Source organism: Bacillus sp. JK106, assembly GCF_053663355.1.
Genome location: NZ_JBSJQC010000003.1, coordinates 620776 through 637894 on the forward strand (window position 1 = coordinate 620776; position 17119 = coordinate 637894).

Below are 17119 nucleotides of genomic sequence, written 5' to 3' on the forward strand. Positions count from 1 at the left end.
GCCGGGTTTTATTTACGCTTTTTCTTCCATAAAGTCAAAAGGCGTGATGCCTTCCATTCCGATGTTCGCATCGTATACACTGAACGGCAGCTCTTTTTGCAGGGCGGCCAGTTCTGCATCCATCTCTTCAGTCTGCTCTGTGAGCCTGTTTTTAAGCGATGTCTGTCTGACGGTGGCATCATTGTTTTTGACGCCCCATTCAAGCGCTTCTTCTTCTCCGCAAAGAATCAGGAATTTTTTCGCTCTTGTAATGGCGGTATAAAGCAGATTTCTCCTGAGCATTCGATAGTAGCCTTTGACGACAGGCAGGACGACAATCGGGAATTCGCTTCCCTGCGACTTATGGATGGAACAGCAGTACGCGTGGGTAAACTGGCTGAAATCCTTTTTCGTAAAGGTGATTTCGTTGCCGTCAAACGAGACGACGACCATGTCTTCTTTTTCCGTATTTTCTTTGGCATAAAAAATGGACACGATTTCGCCGATATCGCCGTTAAACACATTGTTTTCCGGCTGGTTGACAAGCTGCAATATTTTATCGCCCGTCCTGTAGACGACATCCCCGAATTTCAGCTCCCGCCTTTTTTCTTTAGGCGGATTCATGATGTCCTGAAGAAGCATGTTCAGCTCGTTAATTCCCGCTTTTCCCCTGTACATCGGGGCAAGCACTTGAATATCTCTGGAGGTATACCCCTTTTTTAACGCGTTCGAGACGACCTGGTCCACGACTTCTTTAATCTGTGAAGAATTACAGCGGATAAATGAGCGGTCCTTTGTCGGCGCGGTCAGCCCCTTTGGAAGCAGCCCTTTTTTCATATCATGGGCAAGTTCCACAATGGATGATCCTTCAGCCTGACGGTAAATATCTGTCAGGCGTACGGTCGGCAGCACCTCAGAAGCCAAAAGGTCTCTGAGCACCTGCCCCGGTCCTACTGAAGGAAGCTGGTCTTCATCACCGACTATAATGAGCTGAATGTGCTTAGGAAGCGCCTTAAACAAATGGCTGGCGAGCCAAATATCGAGCATACTCGCTTCGTCTATAATGATCAGTTTTCCTTCAATCGGCTGATCTTCATTATAGGTAAAGCCTTCAGCGCCATTCCAGCCAAGCAGCCTGTGAATCGTAACAGCCGGCAGACCCGTAGATTCGCTCATTCGTTTGGCGGCTCTTCCGGTCGGCGCGGCAAGCAGCACCGGAAATGCTTCATCTTTTTTATAATCACCAGGGTCAAGCGATACTCCGTGCAGTTCACTGTATAATTCCACGATTCCTTTAATAACGGTCGTTTTCCCCGTTCCCGGTCCCCCGGTCAGTAAAAGCATCGGTGAAGACAGCGCTTTTTGAATGGCATCCTTTTGGCTTGGTGCGTATTGAACATTCATCCGTTCTTCCAGTTCACCGAGCGCAAGAAGAAATTCCGATTCAGGAAACTGATCGGCATACTCCGTCTGGGCCGCAATGTCGAGCACGCGTTTTGCGACGTTTTGTTCCGCGTAAAACAAGGACGGAAAATAGCAGCGCTCTCCTTCGATGACGATATCCTTACTCTCCCCGAGGGCGATGATGCCGTCAGCCGCATCCATTTCCGTGACCCGGCCGCCTTCAACTGACTGATTCAGAAGCGTTTGCGTATTGATAATCAGCTGCTTCGTTTCTATGTACGTATGGCCCTCTGAAAGACAGGTCGATTCAATTGTATATAAGATAGCCGCTTTGATCCGCTCCGGGTGGTTTCCTGACAGACCCATTTTTCCGCCCAGCTCGTCAGCTTTCACAAAGCCGATGCCTTCAACGTCTTTTACAAGCTGATAAGGATTTTCCTGAATTTTCTCCAAGGTTTCCGTTTCGTAGGCCTGATATATTTTCATGGATAGCTGGGGCCCGAAACCGTATTGGTTCAGAGAGATCATAATCTGCTCGAGACCCTGATGCCGCTGCAGCTCTCCGGCAAGCTTATCCGCTTTCTTTTTTGACATTTTCGGCACATCATAAAGCACCGATGCATCAGCCAGAATTTTATTGAGCGCGCCGTCTCCAAGCTTTTTGACGATTTCTTCCGCCGTTTTTTTTCCGATTCCTTCAAACAGATCACTTGATAAATAGTGAATGATCCCTTCTTTTGTGGTCGGAATTTCTTTTTTAAAGTGTTCAGCCTGAAATTGCAGGCCGAACTTAGGATGCGTGGCGGTTTTTCCGTAAAATGTGTAGGTCTCATCTTCTTGCAGCAGAGGGAAGTAGCCCGTTACGGATACGACCTTGTCTTCGATCGCCTCAGACGTTTCTGCAACCTTGACTTTCAGCACTGTATACAGGTTGGTGTCATTATGATAAATGACCGTATGAATGACGCCTTTTACATACGGCTGTTCTTCGATGTTCAGCTGATCCACGAGCCTTCCCTCCTTTTGTTATGACTGGGTGATAAGCTGTTTCGCATGAAGCGCAAGCATATGATCAGGCTGTATGCCGATTGCGCCTTCCAGCATCTCAAGCGCCTTTTCACGATTTTCTTTGTACGCGTAAGCGACCCCGGCATTATAAAATGCGTCCGCGTGGCCTGGATCCTGCTCGATCACCGTCTCAAACTGCGCAAGAGCTTCATCCAGCATTTCTTCATTTGCGAGACACATTCCGAACTGGAAGCGCGCTTCCGTGTCATTTTCGTTTAATTCAACGGCACGCTGCAAATACGGCAGTGCAAGCTTCGGCCGCTCTAATTTAACGAGAACGGTCCCCAGCATATAAAACAAATCTCCGTTTTCCATTCCGGAGCGAAGCGCTTTTTCAAACATATCCTTCGCTTCGGAAAACGATTCTTTCATCACATATACGTTTCCCGCACCGTAATAAGCGGCTGCCGCCGAATTGTCCAATTCAAGCGCTCTGTTATAGAATGCAAGCGCTCGTTCGAGTTCGTTCACAGAAGAAAGCAGATTTGCGAAGTTGATGTACGGCACCGGGTCTTGGCCGTTTTCCTCAATCGCTTTCGTAAAAGCCTCTGCCGCTTTTTCAAAATCGCCCTCCTGCATGGCGTCAATCCCGATTTTATTATAATCCATTTTTAACTTCCTTTCGCTAAAAAACCCCAACATGCGAGTTGAGGTTTTTTACATGTGTTATACGTACCACAGTTTTGTTCCGTCTTTATAAACGTCATCTATCGTTCCGCCGCCGAGGCACTCTTCTCCGTCATAAAAAACGACGGCTTGTCCCGGCGTAACGGCGCGTACCTGCCCGTCAAAAATGATTTCCGCTTCATCATCACCCGTCATTTTCACCGTTACTTTGTGATCTTCCTGACGGTAGCGGAATTTCGCCGTGCATGTCATTTCGCCGCTGTCCATCAGACCGGGACGCGTCCAGCTGACATTTGTCGCCGTGATCTTATCGGAATACAGAAGCGGATTATGGAATCCTTGATCAACATACAGAATGTTTTTTTCAAGATCTTTACCGACGGCGAACCACGGCTCGCCGCTTCCGCCGATTCCAAGACCGTGGCGCTGTCCGATTGTATAATACATCAGACCGTCATGACGCCCTTTTATTTCTCCGTCCATTGTCATCATATCGCCCGGCTGAGCGGGGAGATATTGGCTGAGAAACGTTTTGAAGTTGCGTTCGCCGATAAAGCAGATTCCCGTGCTGTCTTTTTTCGCAGCTGTCGCAAGTTCCGCTTCTTTGGCGATTTCCCGCACGCGGCTTTTTTGCAGATCACCGATCGGGAACATGACTTTGCTGAGCTGTTCCTGATTGAGCTGATTCAGAAAATAAGTCTGGTCCTTGTTTTCATCCAGACCGCGGAGCATGCGCACTGTACCTGCGCTTCTATCCACGCGGGCGTAATGGCCCGTCGCAAGATAATCCGCGCCGAGTGACAGAGCATGATCCAAGAAAGCCTTAAACTTAATTTCTTTATTGCACATGACATCCGGATTGGGGGTTCTTCCGGCTTTATATTCATCAAGGAAATATTGAAATACCTTTTCCCAATATTGCTTCTCAAAATTGACGGCATAATACGGAATTCCGATCTGGTTGCAGACCCGGATGACGTCTTCATAATCTTCCGTTGCCGTGCAAAAACCGTTTTCGTCCGTATCATCCCAGTTTTTCATAAAGATTCCGATTACATCGTAGCCCTGCTCCTTCAGCAGAAGGGCCGCCACGGAAGAGTCCACGCCGCCGGACATGCCGACTACGACTCTTGTATCCTCCGGCCGTTTTTCCATTTGCATTCACTCCATTAAAAACGTAAGTCCGCCGTTTTAAGCAAGCCGTTTAACGACGGCGGCAAGCTTTTCGGCGGCTGTTTCGATTTGTTCCGCCGTATTGCCGAGGCCGAAGCTGAGGCGGATTGACGAAGTCAGCCTGCCGCTCTCACTTCCGAACATGGCCGTAAGCACATGGGACGGAAGAACGGATCCCGCTGTACAAGCAGATCCGCTGGAGACGGCAATGCCTTCCATGTCAAGATTGACCAGCAGCGCTTCCACCGGCACACCGGGAAAGTAAAGGTTTAAAATATGAGGCAGGCATTTCTCGGCATCTCCGTTCACCTCCGCTGTGACGCCGGCTTCTTCCAGCGTGCTCATGATGATGTTCTTAAACTCCTTATACTTCGCTGTTTTCTCTTCCCTCTCACGGTTTGAAAGGACGACCGCTTCTTTTAAGCCGGCGATGCCCGGTACATTTTCCGTCCCCGCGCGGCGCTTTCGTTCCTGCTCTCCCCCAAGAAGAATCGGTGACAGCTTCACCTCTTGATTTACATATAAAAAGCCTGTCCCTTTAGGCCCGTTAAGCTTGTGACCGGAAACAGACAGCATGTCAATTCTGCTTTTTTTCACATCAATCGGCATATAACCGAATGCCTGGACGGCATCTGTGTGAAAATAGGCCTGATGCCCGCTTAACAGCTCTCCGATTTCGTCAATCGGCTGAATGGTTCCGACTTCGTTATTGCCATACATGACGGTAACAAGGATTGTATCATCACGGAGCGCTTCTTTCACCTGATTTGCACTGATCCGTCCTGAAGGGCCGGGGATGAGGTATGTCACCTCAAAGCCGTCTTCTTCCAGCTTTTCGCAGACGTGCAATACAGCATGATGCTCAACAGCCGTCGTAATGATATGCTTTCCTTCATTCTTCCGGGCGGCAGCCGTTCCGAAAATCGCTAAATTATCAGCCTCCGTGCCGCCGCTTGTGAAAATAATTTCCTGTTCTTTCGCACTGATTTCGCGCGCGATGTCCGCTCTCGCTTCATCGACCCATTTCCGGGATTCTCTCCCGAATGAATGAATGCTTGACGGGTTGCCGAAACTGCCGAAGAAATGGGGCTTCATTTCTTCGAGCACACGTTCATCCATCGGGGAAGTCGCGGCATGATCTAAATAAATCCGTTCCATTGTCTTTACACCTCTGGTTTAAATATAGAACATATAAGCTTCCTGCTCGCCGTCCGTGTAGCTCGCAAGGTCTTCTAACGTCGTGCTGTCCAGCACGTCTTTTACAGCGTCGCGGATGCGGATCCATAACTCCCGCTTGGCAGGCTCTTCATCCTCAAGCACTTCTACCGGGCTGATCGGCCCTTCCAGCACTCTGATAATATCTCCGGCCGTTATCTCTTCAGGCTGGCCCCCGAGCACGTAACCCCCGTAAGCGCCTCTGATGCTTTTTACGAGTCCGGCGTTTCTGAGCGGTGATACAAGCTGTTCCAAGTAATGCTCAGAAAGGCTGTTTGTTTGGGCGATGCTTTTGAGCGACGTCGGACCGTCTCCATGCTTTTTCGCCAATTCAATCATAATGGTGAGCCCGTATCTTCCCTTTGTCGATATTTTCAATATGAACACCCCAGTCAATTCTAATTGTTAATTTATACAAGTAAATGGATATGAATAATCTGTTTAGTATCTTATAGACCAACTGTTATTATAACATAACTTATCCTAATTTTCATTGAAACACGGGGCCCGCCGCAATTCGCTTTTCTAATCGGCCGTTTTCCGTTACCCTGTATATGTAAGGAGAGATGTTCATGAAACCATTGGCATATCGGATGCGGCCTGCCAATATCGAAGACATTATCGGCCAGGAACATTTGGTCAAAGAAGATAAAATCATCGGCAGAATGGTGCGTGCGAAGCACTTATCATCCATGATCCTGTACGGACCGCCGGGCATCGGAAAAACGTCCATCGCCACAGCGATCGCAGGATCGACAAGCATCGCATTCAGGAAATTGAATGCCGTCATTCATAATAAAAAAGACATGGAGATTGTCGTACAGGAAGCGAAAATGTCAGGTCAGGTCATTTTAATCCTTGATGAAGTGCACAGGCTTGATAAGGGAAAGCAGGATTTTCTGCTGCCCTATTTAGAAAACGGCATGATTATTTTAATCGGCGCGACGACCGCCAATCCTTATCATGCCATTAACCCGGCCATCAGAAGCCGAACCCAGATATTTGAGCTTGAACCGTTAACACCCGACCTGATCAAGCAGGCATTGAAAAGAGCGCTCACAGATGAACACCGGGGACTCGGTTCCTACAGCGTTTCGGTGGACGACGACGCGATGGATCATTTCGCACAAGGATGCGGAGGAGACGTCCGCTCCGCTTTGAACGCACTGGAGCTTGCCGTGCTCTCCACAAAGGAATCAAGCGACGGCACGATCCGGATTACACGGGAAACGGCGGAGGAATGTCTGCAGAAAAAAAGCTATACCCATGATAAAAACGGCGATGCGCATTATGACGTCTTATCCGCGTTCCAAAAATCGATCCGGGGCTCGGATGCAAACGCCGCCCTTCATTATCTGGCCCGTCTGATCGAAGCCGGAGACCTTGAAAGCATATCAAGAAGACTTCTCGTGATCGCCTATGAAGATATCGGCCTCGCAAGCCCGCAGGCAGGCCCCCGGGTGCTGAGCGCGATTCAGACCGCAGAACGGATCGGCTTTCCGGAAGCGAGAATTCCGCTGGCCAATGCGGTAATCGAATTATGCCTCTCGCCAAAATCAAACTCCGCCATCTCAGCCGTTGATGAGGCGCTCAAAGACATCAGGACTGGTAAAATCGGCGATGTGCCGAAACATTTAAAAGACGCTCACTATAAAGGGGCCCAAGAGCTCGGACGCGGGATCGGCTATCAATATCCTCACGATTTCGAGAACGGATGGGTCGAACAGCAATATTTGCCCGATTCGTTAAAAAACAAGCAATACTATAAACCGAAACAAACGGGGAAATTTGAAGCCGCCATAAAGCAAGTGTATGAAAAACTGATGAAGCAGAAAAAATAACCGGACAAGATCTTTCGTGTAAACGGCGGATTCAAATAAAAAAACAGCCTTTCCTGAAGAAGGCTGTTTTTCTTTTTACTTATCTTTAACCCGTTTAATGTCGATGTCCTTTAAGAGCTCCATGACAACATGTCCGCCCATAATCAGACCGCCCACTGACGGAACCCAGGCGTTGGAAGACGGCGGCATTTGCGCTTTGCGGATTTTCGCTTCATCATTCCCGACTTCTTTTCTGACGTCTTCACGGATGACGATCGGGCTTTCATCAGAAAAAATGACCTGTATGCCTTTTTTAATGCCCTCTTTACGAAGCCTTGTGCGGACGACTTTGGCAATCGGATCAGTATGGGTTTTTGAAATGTCAGCAATCTGAAAGCGTGTCGGGTCTGTTTTATTCGCCGCTCCCATGCTTGAAATCAGCGGAACATTCCGTTTCAGACATTCTTTCATCAGATGAATTTTATAATGAATCGTATCCGACGCGTCAATGACGTAATCAAGCGGATACTCAAAGAACTGCTCATACGTCTCTTCTGTATAAAACATTTTTAAGGCGACGACGTCACAATCCGGATTAATATCAGCGATCCGCTCTTTCATCAATTCTGTTTTCGGCTGTCCCACCGTCGACAAGAGCGCATGCAGCTGGCGGTTTACATTTGTAATGTCAACATCATCTTTATCGACAAGCACGATCCGCCCCACTCCGGACCTCGCCAATGCTTCGGCTGCGAATGAACCGACTCCGCCGACGCCGAGAACGGCAACCGTGCTGTTTCTTAACGTGTCCAGCCCTTCTTTTCCAATCGCTAGCTCATTTCTGGAAAACTGATGTAACAAGAGACTCACTCCACATTCTGGTTTTATAAACTCGGCTTGTCAGAAAGCCGCTGGTTTTAGCGCACAAAAAATAAAGTCCCAATTGTGCCGTTGCAGCTTTCCTTCGTTTTGAACCCGCTCTCAGCAGGTGGGTGCCCTTTTTTAAATCTTGTAAGTCCTCTTTAGCGAATGAAAAGAGGCATGTACGCCATTTAAAAATGCGGGCTCCCAAATCAAAAAAATGTTCGGTCAAAACTAGGTGTACAACTAACACATCAGGACTTTATTTAACTTGTCAAAATCATATCACAGCAGATTTTGATTTTCAAGAAACAAACTGCCGATCTTTACTGTTTCACTTTTCTTTTGACAGAAAGGTGAAGTTCTTCAAGCTGGGCGTCGCTCACTTCGCCGGGCGCTTCCGTAAGAAGGCAGCTTGCGCTTGCCGTTTTCGGGAAAGCGATCGTATCTCTTAAGTTAGTGCGGCCTGCAAGAAGCATAACCAACCGGTCTAAGCCGAGCGCGATTCCGCCGTGCGGAGGGGCGCCGTATTCAAAGGCTTCAAGAAGGTATCCGAACTCCTCCTCCGCTTCTTCTTTTGTAAAGCCGAGAAGCCCGAACATTTTTTCCTGAACGTCTTTTTCAAAAATACGGATTGAGCCTCCGCCGAGTTCATAGCCGTTTAAGACAAGGTCGTAAGCCTGCGCTTTCATATCTTCAGGCGCCGTTTCAATCAGGTCAAGATCTTCACGGACAGGCATTGTAAACGGATGGTGAGCCGCATAGAAACGGCCTTCTTCCTCGTCATGCTCCAGTAACGGCCAGTCCACAACCCACAGGAAGTTGAAGAGGCTTTCGTCAATCAGGCCGCGTTCTTTGCCTAGTTTTAAGCGAAGCGCGCCGAGGGATTGAGCCACAACCTCAAACTTATCAGCGCCGAACAGGAGCAGATCGCCTTCAGAAGCATCCAGCGCTTCAGCCAGTTTTGCCTGCTTCTCTTCATCAAAGAATTTCGCAATCGGGCCTTTTACGCCGTCAGCTTCAACTTTCACCCAAGCGAGACCTTTCGCGCCGTAATTTCCGGCAAAAACGCCGAGCGCATCGATATCTTTTCTGGAATAGTCGCCGGCAGCGCCTTTGACATTGATCGCTTTTACAACGCCTCCGTTTGCCACGGCTGATGAGAACACCTTAAATTCAGTATCTTTCACTATGTCTGACACGTCCGTCAGCAGCATGCCGAAGCGGGTATCGGGTTTGTCGGAACCGTAGCTGTTCATCGCTTCTTCATATGTCATTCGCGGAAGCGGCAGCGGTACTTCAACACCTTTTGTTTCAAGCATGACTTTCGCCATCATCTCTTCCGCCAGAGCCATGATGTCCTCTTGACTCATAAAGGACATTTCAATATCAATCTGCGTAAATTCCGGCTGGCGGTCGGCACGCAAGTCTTCATCGCGGAAGCAGCGGGCCACTTGATAATACCGTTCAAAGCCCGACACCATCAGAAGCTGTTTAAAAATCTGCGGCGATTGCGGAAGGGCGTAAAATTCCCCTTCATGCACCCGGCTCGGCACTAAGTAATCACGGGCGCCTTCGGGAGAACTTTTTGTTAAAATCGGTGTTTCAATATCAAGAAATCCGTTTTCATCCAAGAAATGGCGGATGGATTTTGTGACTTGATGGCGCATTTGCAATGTTTGAAACATCGCCGGGCGGCGCAAATCCAAATAGCGGTGTTTTAACCGGACGTCTTCAGAAACATCAGCCGCCTGATCACTGATCGGAAACGGAGGCGTTTTCGCCGTACTGAGCACCGTCACCGCTTCAGCTTTGATTTCAATTTTACCGGTTTTCAGGTTGGGATTCACCGTGCCTTCTTCACGGGCAGAAACCGTGCCTTCGATATCAAGCACATATTCGTTTCTGATTGCTTCCGCTGCGGCAAGGGCTTCCTTCGATACGTCAGGGTTGAACACGACTTGCACAATACCCGAGCGGTCCCGCAAATCAATGAAAATCAAGCCGCCGAGATCGCGCCGTTTCTGCACCCACCCTTTCAGTTTGACGGTTTCGCCAATCGCTTTTTCAGTTATCTCGCCACAATAATATGTTCTTCCAAACATAGCGTTCCTCTCCTTCACTGCTTTTGATCTGCCTTTAACACTTGTATCAGCTCGTCTAACACCACTTCACGCTGCTCTCCTGTTTCCGCATCTTTTACATTGATTTTATTTTGAGCAAGCTCATCTTCCCCTAAAATCGCAATAAAACGTGCGCCGAGACGGTCAGCCGTTTTGAATTGGCCCTTCATCTTTTTATTTTCATAATCGATTTCACTTGAGATGCCCGCTTCTCTCAGTTTGTACACAAGGGAAACGGAATAATCCTTCGCTTTTTCTCCGAGCGTCACGATGTAGCAGTCAATCCCCTGATTGACGGGAAGCTCTGTTTTCTCAGCGTCAATGGCTGCCAGCAGACGTTCGATGCTCATCGCAAATCCGATACCCGGCGCTTCAGGTCCGCCGATCTGTTCAACAAGCCCGTCATAGCGGCCCCCGCCGGCAAGGGTTGTAATCGCTCCGAATCCTTCGGCATTGCTCATAATTTCAAAAGCGGTATGGTTATAATAATCAAGCCCTCTGACAAGGTTCGGATCTATTTCGAACGGGATGCCGAGATCGTTTAAATATTGTTTTACCTTCTCAAAATAAGCGGCTGATTCTTCATTTAAGTAATCAAGAATGGACGGAGCCGTTTTCATCAGTTCATGCTCTCTGTCTTTCTTGCAGTCAAGAATTCTGAGCGGATTTGTGTGCAGGCGCGACTGGCAGTCTGAGCAAAACTCTCCGATGCGCGGTTCAAAATGTTTGACGAGCGCTTCCCGGTAGGATTTGCGGCTCTCCTGGTCACCAAGGCTGTTCAGCACAAGCTTGACATGTTTCAAACCGGCTTTACGGTAAATACTCATCGCAAGCGCAATGACTTCTGCATCCACGGCCGGATCTTTGGAGCCGATCGCTTCAATTCCGAATTGATAGAATTGGCGGAAACGCCCTGTCTGCGGACGTTCGTAACGGAACATCGGTCCGACATAATAAAGCTTCGTCGGCTGCACCGGGTTCGCAAATAATTTATTTTCATTGAACGCGCGGACTGCGGCGGCTGTTCCTTCCGGCCGAAGCGTCAGGCTTCTCCCTTTACGGTCTTCAAACGTGTACATTTCTTTCTGCACGATATCTGTAGACTCACCGACGCCTCTTGCGAATAATTCCGTATGCTCGAAGATCGGCGTGCGGATTTCTTTATATTGATAAGTGCGGCACGTCTCCCTCATAATTTGTTCGACGAACTGCCATCTGTCTGATTCACCCGGCAGTATGTCCTGTGTGCCTCTTGGAATGTGATATGCCATGTTACAGGCCTCCTTAATGTCTTTCTTCAAATAAAAAAACTCCCGCTCCTACTATACATGTATAGTAGGGACGAGAGTTATACCCGTGGTGCCACCCTAGTTGGAATGCCGAAGCATCCCCGCTCTGACCTTTAACGCAGGTTCACGTCCGCTGCCTAATGACTTGCAAAAGCGTTCAGCAGGGAACCTCCGGAGTGTTGTTTCGAGAAAGATGCAGTGCGGATCCGCTTTCAGCCCGGGACGGTTCCTCTCTTCTCCATGCATTCTGACCTACTCTTCTCCATTATCGGTTCAAAATCGTTATCATGACTTATGTACATCAATTTCTATTATAATAATGGGATTGCACTCCCCTGTCAAGTTTTATTCCGTCTGTTTTTCCTTGCGACCGCTTCTTTCGATAAGAGACCGAACTCCGTCGACGTCTCTTCTAGAAAACCCGCCTTTTCTCTATCGCTCTGATCACTGAAGTGCAGATTTCCTTCCGCATCGTGCAGCGCGCGTCCCATTTTTGGTTGATATTTCATGATTTGCACACCTTTTCGCTGTATTTATGACTAGTATAAACAAACCATTTTATTTTTATTTAACATTCAGCAAGGAAAATACGATATTATACAAGAATGTATTTTAGTTAGTTCAGAAAGGAGGACAGCCATGAAGAAGAGAACTCTTGCTCTTATTTTATGCGGCGTCATCATCACAGCGCTTCTTCCGTCATTTCACACCGCAATCGCCGCAGAGGGAGAAGCGGTCATCGCGACAGACAAGATCAATGTCAGAGGCGGTCCCGGCCTGAGCTACGGAATTAAGGCTGAAGTGAAAAAAGGGGAAAGATACCCGATCACTAAAGAAGAGGGAGACTGGGTACAGCTTCAGCTGAGCCCAGGTAAAACCGGATGGGTCGTTTCCTGGCTGATATCAAAAACAGCCGGGGGAGCAGACAATTCATCCGCAACAAGCGGAACGGTCACTTCCACCGATCCTGACCTCCGCATCAGAAAAGGCCCGGGGACATCGTATGAAGTCATCGGCAAACTTCCGCAAGGCGCGCATGCATCCGTGCTGGACAAGAACAGCGGATGGGTGAACATTTCTTATCAAGGCACAACCGGGTGGGTTTCTTCCGAATACGTCACCGCGGACAGCGGCGGATCGGATACGAAAGCAACTTCGGCCCGAAGCGGGTCAAAAAGCGGGACTGTCGGCGTTTCTTCATTGAATGTCAGAAGTGCAGCGTCACATGATTCAGCGATTATGACTAAATTATCACGCGGAACAAAGGTTTCCATCTTAAGTGAAGACCACGGCTGGCTGAAAATTGAAGCAAACGGTCAAAAAGGCTGGGCAGCAAGCCACTACATCATAAAGGATTCTGACTCATCGGGCAGCGCATCCGGCTCGGGAGACGGTTCTGCGGGCTCAGGCTCCTCGAAAAAAGCGTATATTGTTTACGGCGGCACCAACTTAAGGAGCTCGGCCTCGACTTCCGCTTCTATCGTAAAAAGAGCAGATAAAGGCGCAGCCTACCCGATTGTCGGCTCAAGCGGCAAATGGTATGAAGTCCGGCTTGAGAACGGACAAACCGCATATGTGGCAAACTGGGTCGTACAAACGTCAAAAAGCGGTGAGGAAACAGGCGAAGCACCTTCTCCCATCACGTCAGGCGGCAGCGGCTCACTTAAAAACAAAACGATCGTCGTTGATCCCGGACACGGAGGAAAAGACAGCGGAACGATCGGCTACTCCGGAAAGTTTGAAAAAAACGTAACGATTAAAACAGCTAAGCTGCTGGCCCAAAAATTGAGAGCGGCCGGTGCAAACGTGTATATCACCAGACAGGATGATACATTTATCAGCCTGCAGGCCAGGGTTTCAACCTCTCATTACCGGAATGCGGATGCCTTTATCAGCATTCACTATGACAGCTATGCCGATACGTCAACGCGGGGAAGCACGGCTTATTATTACAGTCCGTCTAAGGACCGCCAGCTTGCCTCAGACGTCCATTCTGAAGTAGTGAAGCGTTCCCCTATCCCGGATCGCGGCGTTCTGTTTGGCGATTATTACGTCCTGAGGGAAAATAAACGGCCTGCCATGCTGTATGAGCTCGGCTATCTCAGTCAACCGCAAGAAGAAACAATCATACATAGCGGCTCTTACCAGGAAAAAGTGACAGACGGAATTGAAAGCGGATTGGAACATTATTTTCAATCATAAAAAAAAAGCTGCCGAACGGCAGCTTTTTTATTGTTTAGAATCCATAATCAATGTAATCGGCCCGGAATTCGTCAGCTGAACATCCATCATGGCTCCGAATATTCCGGTTTCCACTTTGACTCCTTTTTCCCGAAGGAGTTCGTTCCACTTTTCATAAAGGAGCACAGCCTGATCCGGTTTAGCCGCATTCATAAAATTCGGGCGTCTCCCTTTCTTCGTTTCGCCGTAAAGCGTAAACTGGGAAACGGATAAAATCTCCCCGCCCGTATCCAAAAGCGATAAATTCATCTTGCCGCTTTCATCATCAAAAATCCGAAGATTCACGATTTTATCCGCCAAGTAAGCGGCATCTTCTTCTGTATCTTCATGAGTGATGCCGACAAGCGCCATAATACCGGGTCCGATCCGGCCTGCGACAGCGCCGTCAACCGTCACACTCGCTTCTGTTACACGCTGAACAACTAATTTCATAGCAAGCTCCTTTTAGTTCATTACCCGGCGGACTGAATAGATGTCTCTGATCTGTTTAATCCGCTCGACCACTTTGTGCAGATGATTGATGTTTTGAATAAAAATCGCCATATGAATCGTAGCGACTTTATTGCGGTCGGATTTGCCGGAGACAGAGGAGATGTTGGTTTTCGTTTCATTTACGGCTTGGAGCACCTCATTTAAAAGCCCGAGACGGTCATACCCCAAAATCTCAATCTCAACGTTATATTCTTTGCGCCTTTGAACCTGTGATTCATGCTCCCATTCAACGGGGATCAAACGTTCCTGCGCTTCATTCGTTTTGACGTTCGGACAGTCATCCCGGTGAACGGATACACCGCGCCCTTTTGTAATAAAACCGACAATATGGTCGCCCGGCACCGGGTTGCAGCATTTCGACAAGCGGACGAGAAGGTTGTCAATGCCTTTTACGCGCACACCCGCTTCCCGTTTTCTCCCTTGCGGATAATGTTTCGGCTCGGAAGTGACTTCCTGAACGATTTTTTCCTGCTCTTCCTGGTCACGCAGCTTCCGTTCTTTTTCGGTGAGCCTGTTGGCCACCTGAAGAGCGGTAATGCCGTTATACCCGACCGCCGCGTACATATCCTCTTCATTTGAGAAATTGAACTTGTCGGCAACTTTTTGAAGATTTTCAAGCGTTAAAACATCTTTCACTTCAAAATCAAGATTTTTAATTTCTTTCTCGACAAGCTCACGGCCTTTTTCGACGTTTTCTTCCCGGCGCTGTTTCTTAAAGAATTGGCGGATTTTGTGTTTCGCCTGGGACGTCTGCGCCAGTTTGACCCAGTCTTGGCTCGGACCGTAAGAATGCTTGGACGTCAGAATCTCGACGATGTCGCCCGTCCGGAGCTTATGGTCAAGCGTCACCATTTTTCCGTTCACTTTCGCCCCGATTGTTTTGTTGCCGATCTCCGAATGGATCCTGTAGGAAAAATCAATCGGCACAGAGCCTGACGGCAGTTCAATGACATCGCCTTTTGGCGTAAATACGTATACCATGTCAGAAAACAGATCGATTTTCAGCGATTCCATAAATTCTTCCGCATCGGTAGACTCGTTTTGGAATTCCAGAATTTCACGGAACCAGGACAGTTTTTTCTCAAATGTCGCTTCTTCGTTTGCAGCCTTGCCTTCTTTATATGCCCAGTGTGCGGCCACCCCGTATTCAGCGATCTCATGCATCTCAAACGTTCTGATCTGCACTTCCAGCGGATCGCCTTTAGGCCCGATTACGGTCGTATGCAGAGACTGATACATATTCGGCTTAGGCATCGCAATATAATCTTTGAATCTGCCCGGCATCGGCTTCCAGCACGTATGAATAATGCCGAGTACGGCGTAGCAGTCTTTAATGCTTCCGACAAGAATACGGACGGCGAGCAGATCATATATTTCATTGAACTGTTTATTTTGCAGCGCCATCTTGCGGTAAATGCTGTAGATGTGCTTCGGACGTCCTGAAAAGTCCGCTTTAATATTCACTTCTTCAACGCGTTTTTTCACTTCATTGACAACCTCTTCGACATAAAGTTCGCGTTCCGCGCGCTTTTTCTTCATGAGGTTGACGATTCTGTAATATTGCTGAGGATTCAAATAACGGAGAGCGGTGTCTTCCAGCTCCCATTTGATCTTAGAAATCCCGAGCCGATGGGCCAGCGGAGCGAAAATCTCCAGCGTCTCATTTGAAATTCTCCGCTGCTTTTCCTGCGGAAGATGCTTTAACGTCCGCATATTGTGAAGGCGATCCGCCAGCTTGATCAATATGACTCTGATATCCTGAGCCATAGCGACAAACATTTTTCGATGGTTTTCCGCCTGCTGCTCCTCTTGAGATTTATACTTAATTTTACCGAGCTTCGTCACGCCGTCGACAAGCATCGCCACTTCTTCAGAAAATGCTTCCTTCAGGTCGTCGAGGGTGACATCCGTGTCCTCCACCACATCATGCAGAAATCCGCCCGCAATTGTGGAAGGGTCCATTTCCAGATCCACGAGGATCCCCGCCACCTGAATCGGATGAATGATGTACGGCTCACCTGATTTGCGGTACTGTTCGCGATGCGCGTCTTGCGCATACAGGTAAGCTTTCTCAACAAACGCAATCTGCTCCTCCGGCAGATAAGTGCGCGCTTTATCTATTACTTGCTCGGCAGTCAATACTTGTTCGTTCGCCATGGAATCACCTTTTTTAAATGTAAACTGTATTAGTTTATTATCAAGAAAAAAACGAGAGATGTAAAGGGCAGAAGTTCAAAACACCTAAAGAATCTGTCAGGATGATGAAATAATAGGAAAAAAGCACCCTGACACGAGTGCTTTTTTCCATATGCGGTTAATATTTCATTAATGTTAAAATATCGTAATCGTCAAGCTTGTCTCTGCCGTCAAGGTAAGAAAGCTCGATTAAGAATGCAATACCGGCTACGACGCCGCCCAGTTCTTCGACTAGCTTAATCGTTGCTTCGATCGTGCCGCCTGTTGCAAGCAAGTCATCAGTAATCAGCACGCGCTGTCCCGGCAGGATCGCATCTTTATGAATCGTCAGTACGTCTTTTCCGTACTCCAAACCGTAATCGACTTTAATGACCTCACGCGGAAGTTTTCCTTCTTTCCGAACCGGGGCAAAACCGACTCCGAGCGCGTATGCAACCGGACAGCCGATAATAAAGCCGCGCGCTTCAGGCCCGACAACTAAATCAATTTCTTTTTCTTTTGCATATTCAACAATCTGGTCAGTGGCGTAACGGTATACGTCGCCTTTGTCCATCAATGTCGTAATATCTTTAAATTGTACGCCTTCTTTCGGGTAATCGGGCACAATTGTTACGTATTTTTTAAGATCCAT

The 17119-nt window shown here is 48.2% G+C and carries 14 protein-coding genes, 1 other RNA gene and 1 other annotated feature; of the genes, 2 read left to right on the forward strand and 13 right to left on the reverse strand.

Annotated elements, in window-relative coordinates; genetic code table 11:
- Positions 1–12: 12 nt before the first annotated feature.
- The 5 genes from recD2 to cymR form a co-directional block, all read right to left on the reverse strand.
- Positions 13–2391: an SF1B family DNA helicase RecD2 gene (gene recD2, locus ACWJJS_RS13580; protein WP_454023644.1), complete on the reverse strand. Its 2379-nt coding sequence runs from the start codon at positions 2389–2391 to the stop codon at positions 13–15.
- Between the two features lie 18 nt (positions 2392–2409).
- The gene (locus ACWJJS_RS13585) at positions 2410–3030 is read right to left on the reverse strand and encodes a tetratricopeptide repeat protein (protein WP_088005508.1); all 621 of its coding nucleotides are present in this window, start codon (positions 3028–3030) and stop codon (positions 2410–2412) included.
- A gap of 87 nt (positions 3031–3117) precedes the next feature.
- Entirely contained in the window at positions 3118–4233 is a 1116-nt protein-coding gene (gene mnmA / locus ACWJJS_RS13590; protein ID WP_058906210.1) for a tRNA 2-thiouridine(34) synthase MnmA, read from the reverse strand.
- A gap of 36 nt (positions 4234–4269) precedes the next feature.
- Positions 4270–5409 carry a cysteine desulfurase family protein gene (locus ACWJJS_RS13595; RefSeq protein WP_454023645.1) on the reverse strand — a complete coding sequence of 380 codons (1140 nt, stop codon included), beginning with the start codon at positions 5407–5409 and terminating at the stop codon, positions 4270–4272.
- A gap of 18 nt (positions 5410–5427) precedes the next feature.
- Positions 5428–5844 carry a cysteine metabolism transcriptional regulator CymR gene (gene cymR, locus ACWJJS_RS13600; RefSeq protein WP_003152730.1) on the reverse strand — a complete coding sequence of 139 codons (417 nt, stop codon included), beginning with the start codon at positions 5842–5844 and terminating at the stop codon, positions 5428–5430.
- A 194-nt stretch (positions 5845–6038) separates the two neighbouring features.
- On the opposite strand from cymR, the gene ACWJJS_RS13605 reads away from it, so the two are divergent.
- Positions 6039–7307 (forward strand): replication-associated recombination protein A, encoded by a 1269-nt coding sequence (locus ACWJJS_RS13605; RefSeq protein WP_454023646.1) that lies wholly within the window; start codon positions 6039–6041, stop codon positions 7305–7307.
- Positions 7308–7382: 75 nt separating this feature from the next.
- On the opposite strand, the gene ACWJJS_RS13610 is transcribed toward ACWJJS_RS13605, so the two are convergent.
- The 5 genes from ACWJJS_RS13610 to ACWJJS_RS13630 all read right to left on the reverse strand — a co-directional run bounded on the left by ACWJJS_RS13610 (position 7383) and on the right by ACWJJS_RS13630 (position 12068).
- Complete coding sequence (locus ACWJJS_RS13610; protein ID WP_094247701.1) at positions 7383–8147, reverse strand: tRNA threonylcarbamoyladenosine dehydratase; 765 nt, start codon at positions 8145–8147, stop codon at positions 7383–7385.
- Positions 8148–8218: 71 nt separating this feature from the next.
- Positions 8219–8411: non-coding RNA, 6S RNA (ssrS, locus tag ACWJJS_RS13615), on the reverse strand.
- A 62-nt stretch (positions 8412–8473) separates the two neighbouring features.
- Positions 8474–10252, reverse strand: a complete 1779-nt coding sequence (gene aspS, locus ACWJJS_RS13620; RefSeq protein ID WP_007408199.1) for an aspartate--tRNA ligase — start codon at positions 10250–10252, stop codon at positions 8474–8476.
- A 14-nt stretch (positions 10253–10266) separates the two neighbouring features.
- The gene (gene hisS / locus ACWJJS_RS13625; protein ID WP_007612829.1) at positions 10267–11541 is read right to left on the reverse strand and encodes a histidine--tRNA ligase; all 1275 of its coding nucleotides are present in this window, start codon (positions 11539–11541) and stop codon (positions 10267–10269) included.
- Positions 11542–11604: 63 nt separating this feature from the next.
- Positions 11605–11837: a binding site (T-box leader), on the reverse strand.
- Positions 11838–11897: 60 nt separating this feature from the next.
- Entirely contained in the window at positions 11898–12068 is a 171-nt protein-coding gene (locus tag ACWJJS_RS13630; RefSeq protein ID WP_094247699.1) for a YrzK family protein, read from the reverse strand.
- 130 nt (positions 12069–12198) lie between these two features.
- On the opposite strand from ACWJJS_RS13630, the gene ACWJJS_RS13635 reads away from it, so the two are divergent.
- Complete coding sequence (locus ACWJJS_RS13635) at positions 12199–13761, forward strand: SH3 domain-containing protein (protein WP_094247698.1); 1563 nt, start codon at positions 12199–12201, stop codon at positions 13759–13761.
- 27 nt (positions 13762–13788) lie between these two features.
- Here the strand turns inward: ACWJJS_RS13635 and dtd are convergent, their stop codons facing one another.
- From dtd to ACWJJS_RS13650, 3 genes are all read right to left on the reverse strand, one after another.
- A complete protein-coding gene (gene dtd / locus ACWJJS_RS13640; RefSeq protein ID WP_007408194.1) occupies positions 13789–14232 on the reverse strand; it encodes a D-aminoacyl-tRNA deacylase in 444 nt (147 codons plus the stop codon).
- A 12-nt stretch (positions 14233–14244) separates the two neighbouring features.
- Positions 14245–16449, reverse strand: coding sequence for a GTP diphosphokinase (gene relA, locus ACWJJS_RS13645; RefSeq protein ID WP_060674703.1), 2205 nt, complete (start codon positions 16447–16449; stop codon positions 14245–14247).
- Positions 16450–16606: 157 nt separating this feature from the next.
- On the reverse strand, positions 16607–17119 hold the full coding sequence (locus ACWJJS_RS13650) for an adenine phosphoribosyltransferase (RefSeq protein WP_003152714.1): 513 nt from the start codon (positions 17117–17119) through the stop codon (positions 16607–16609).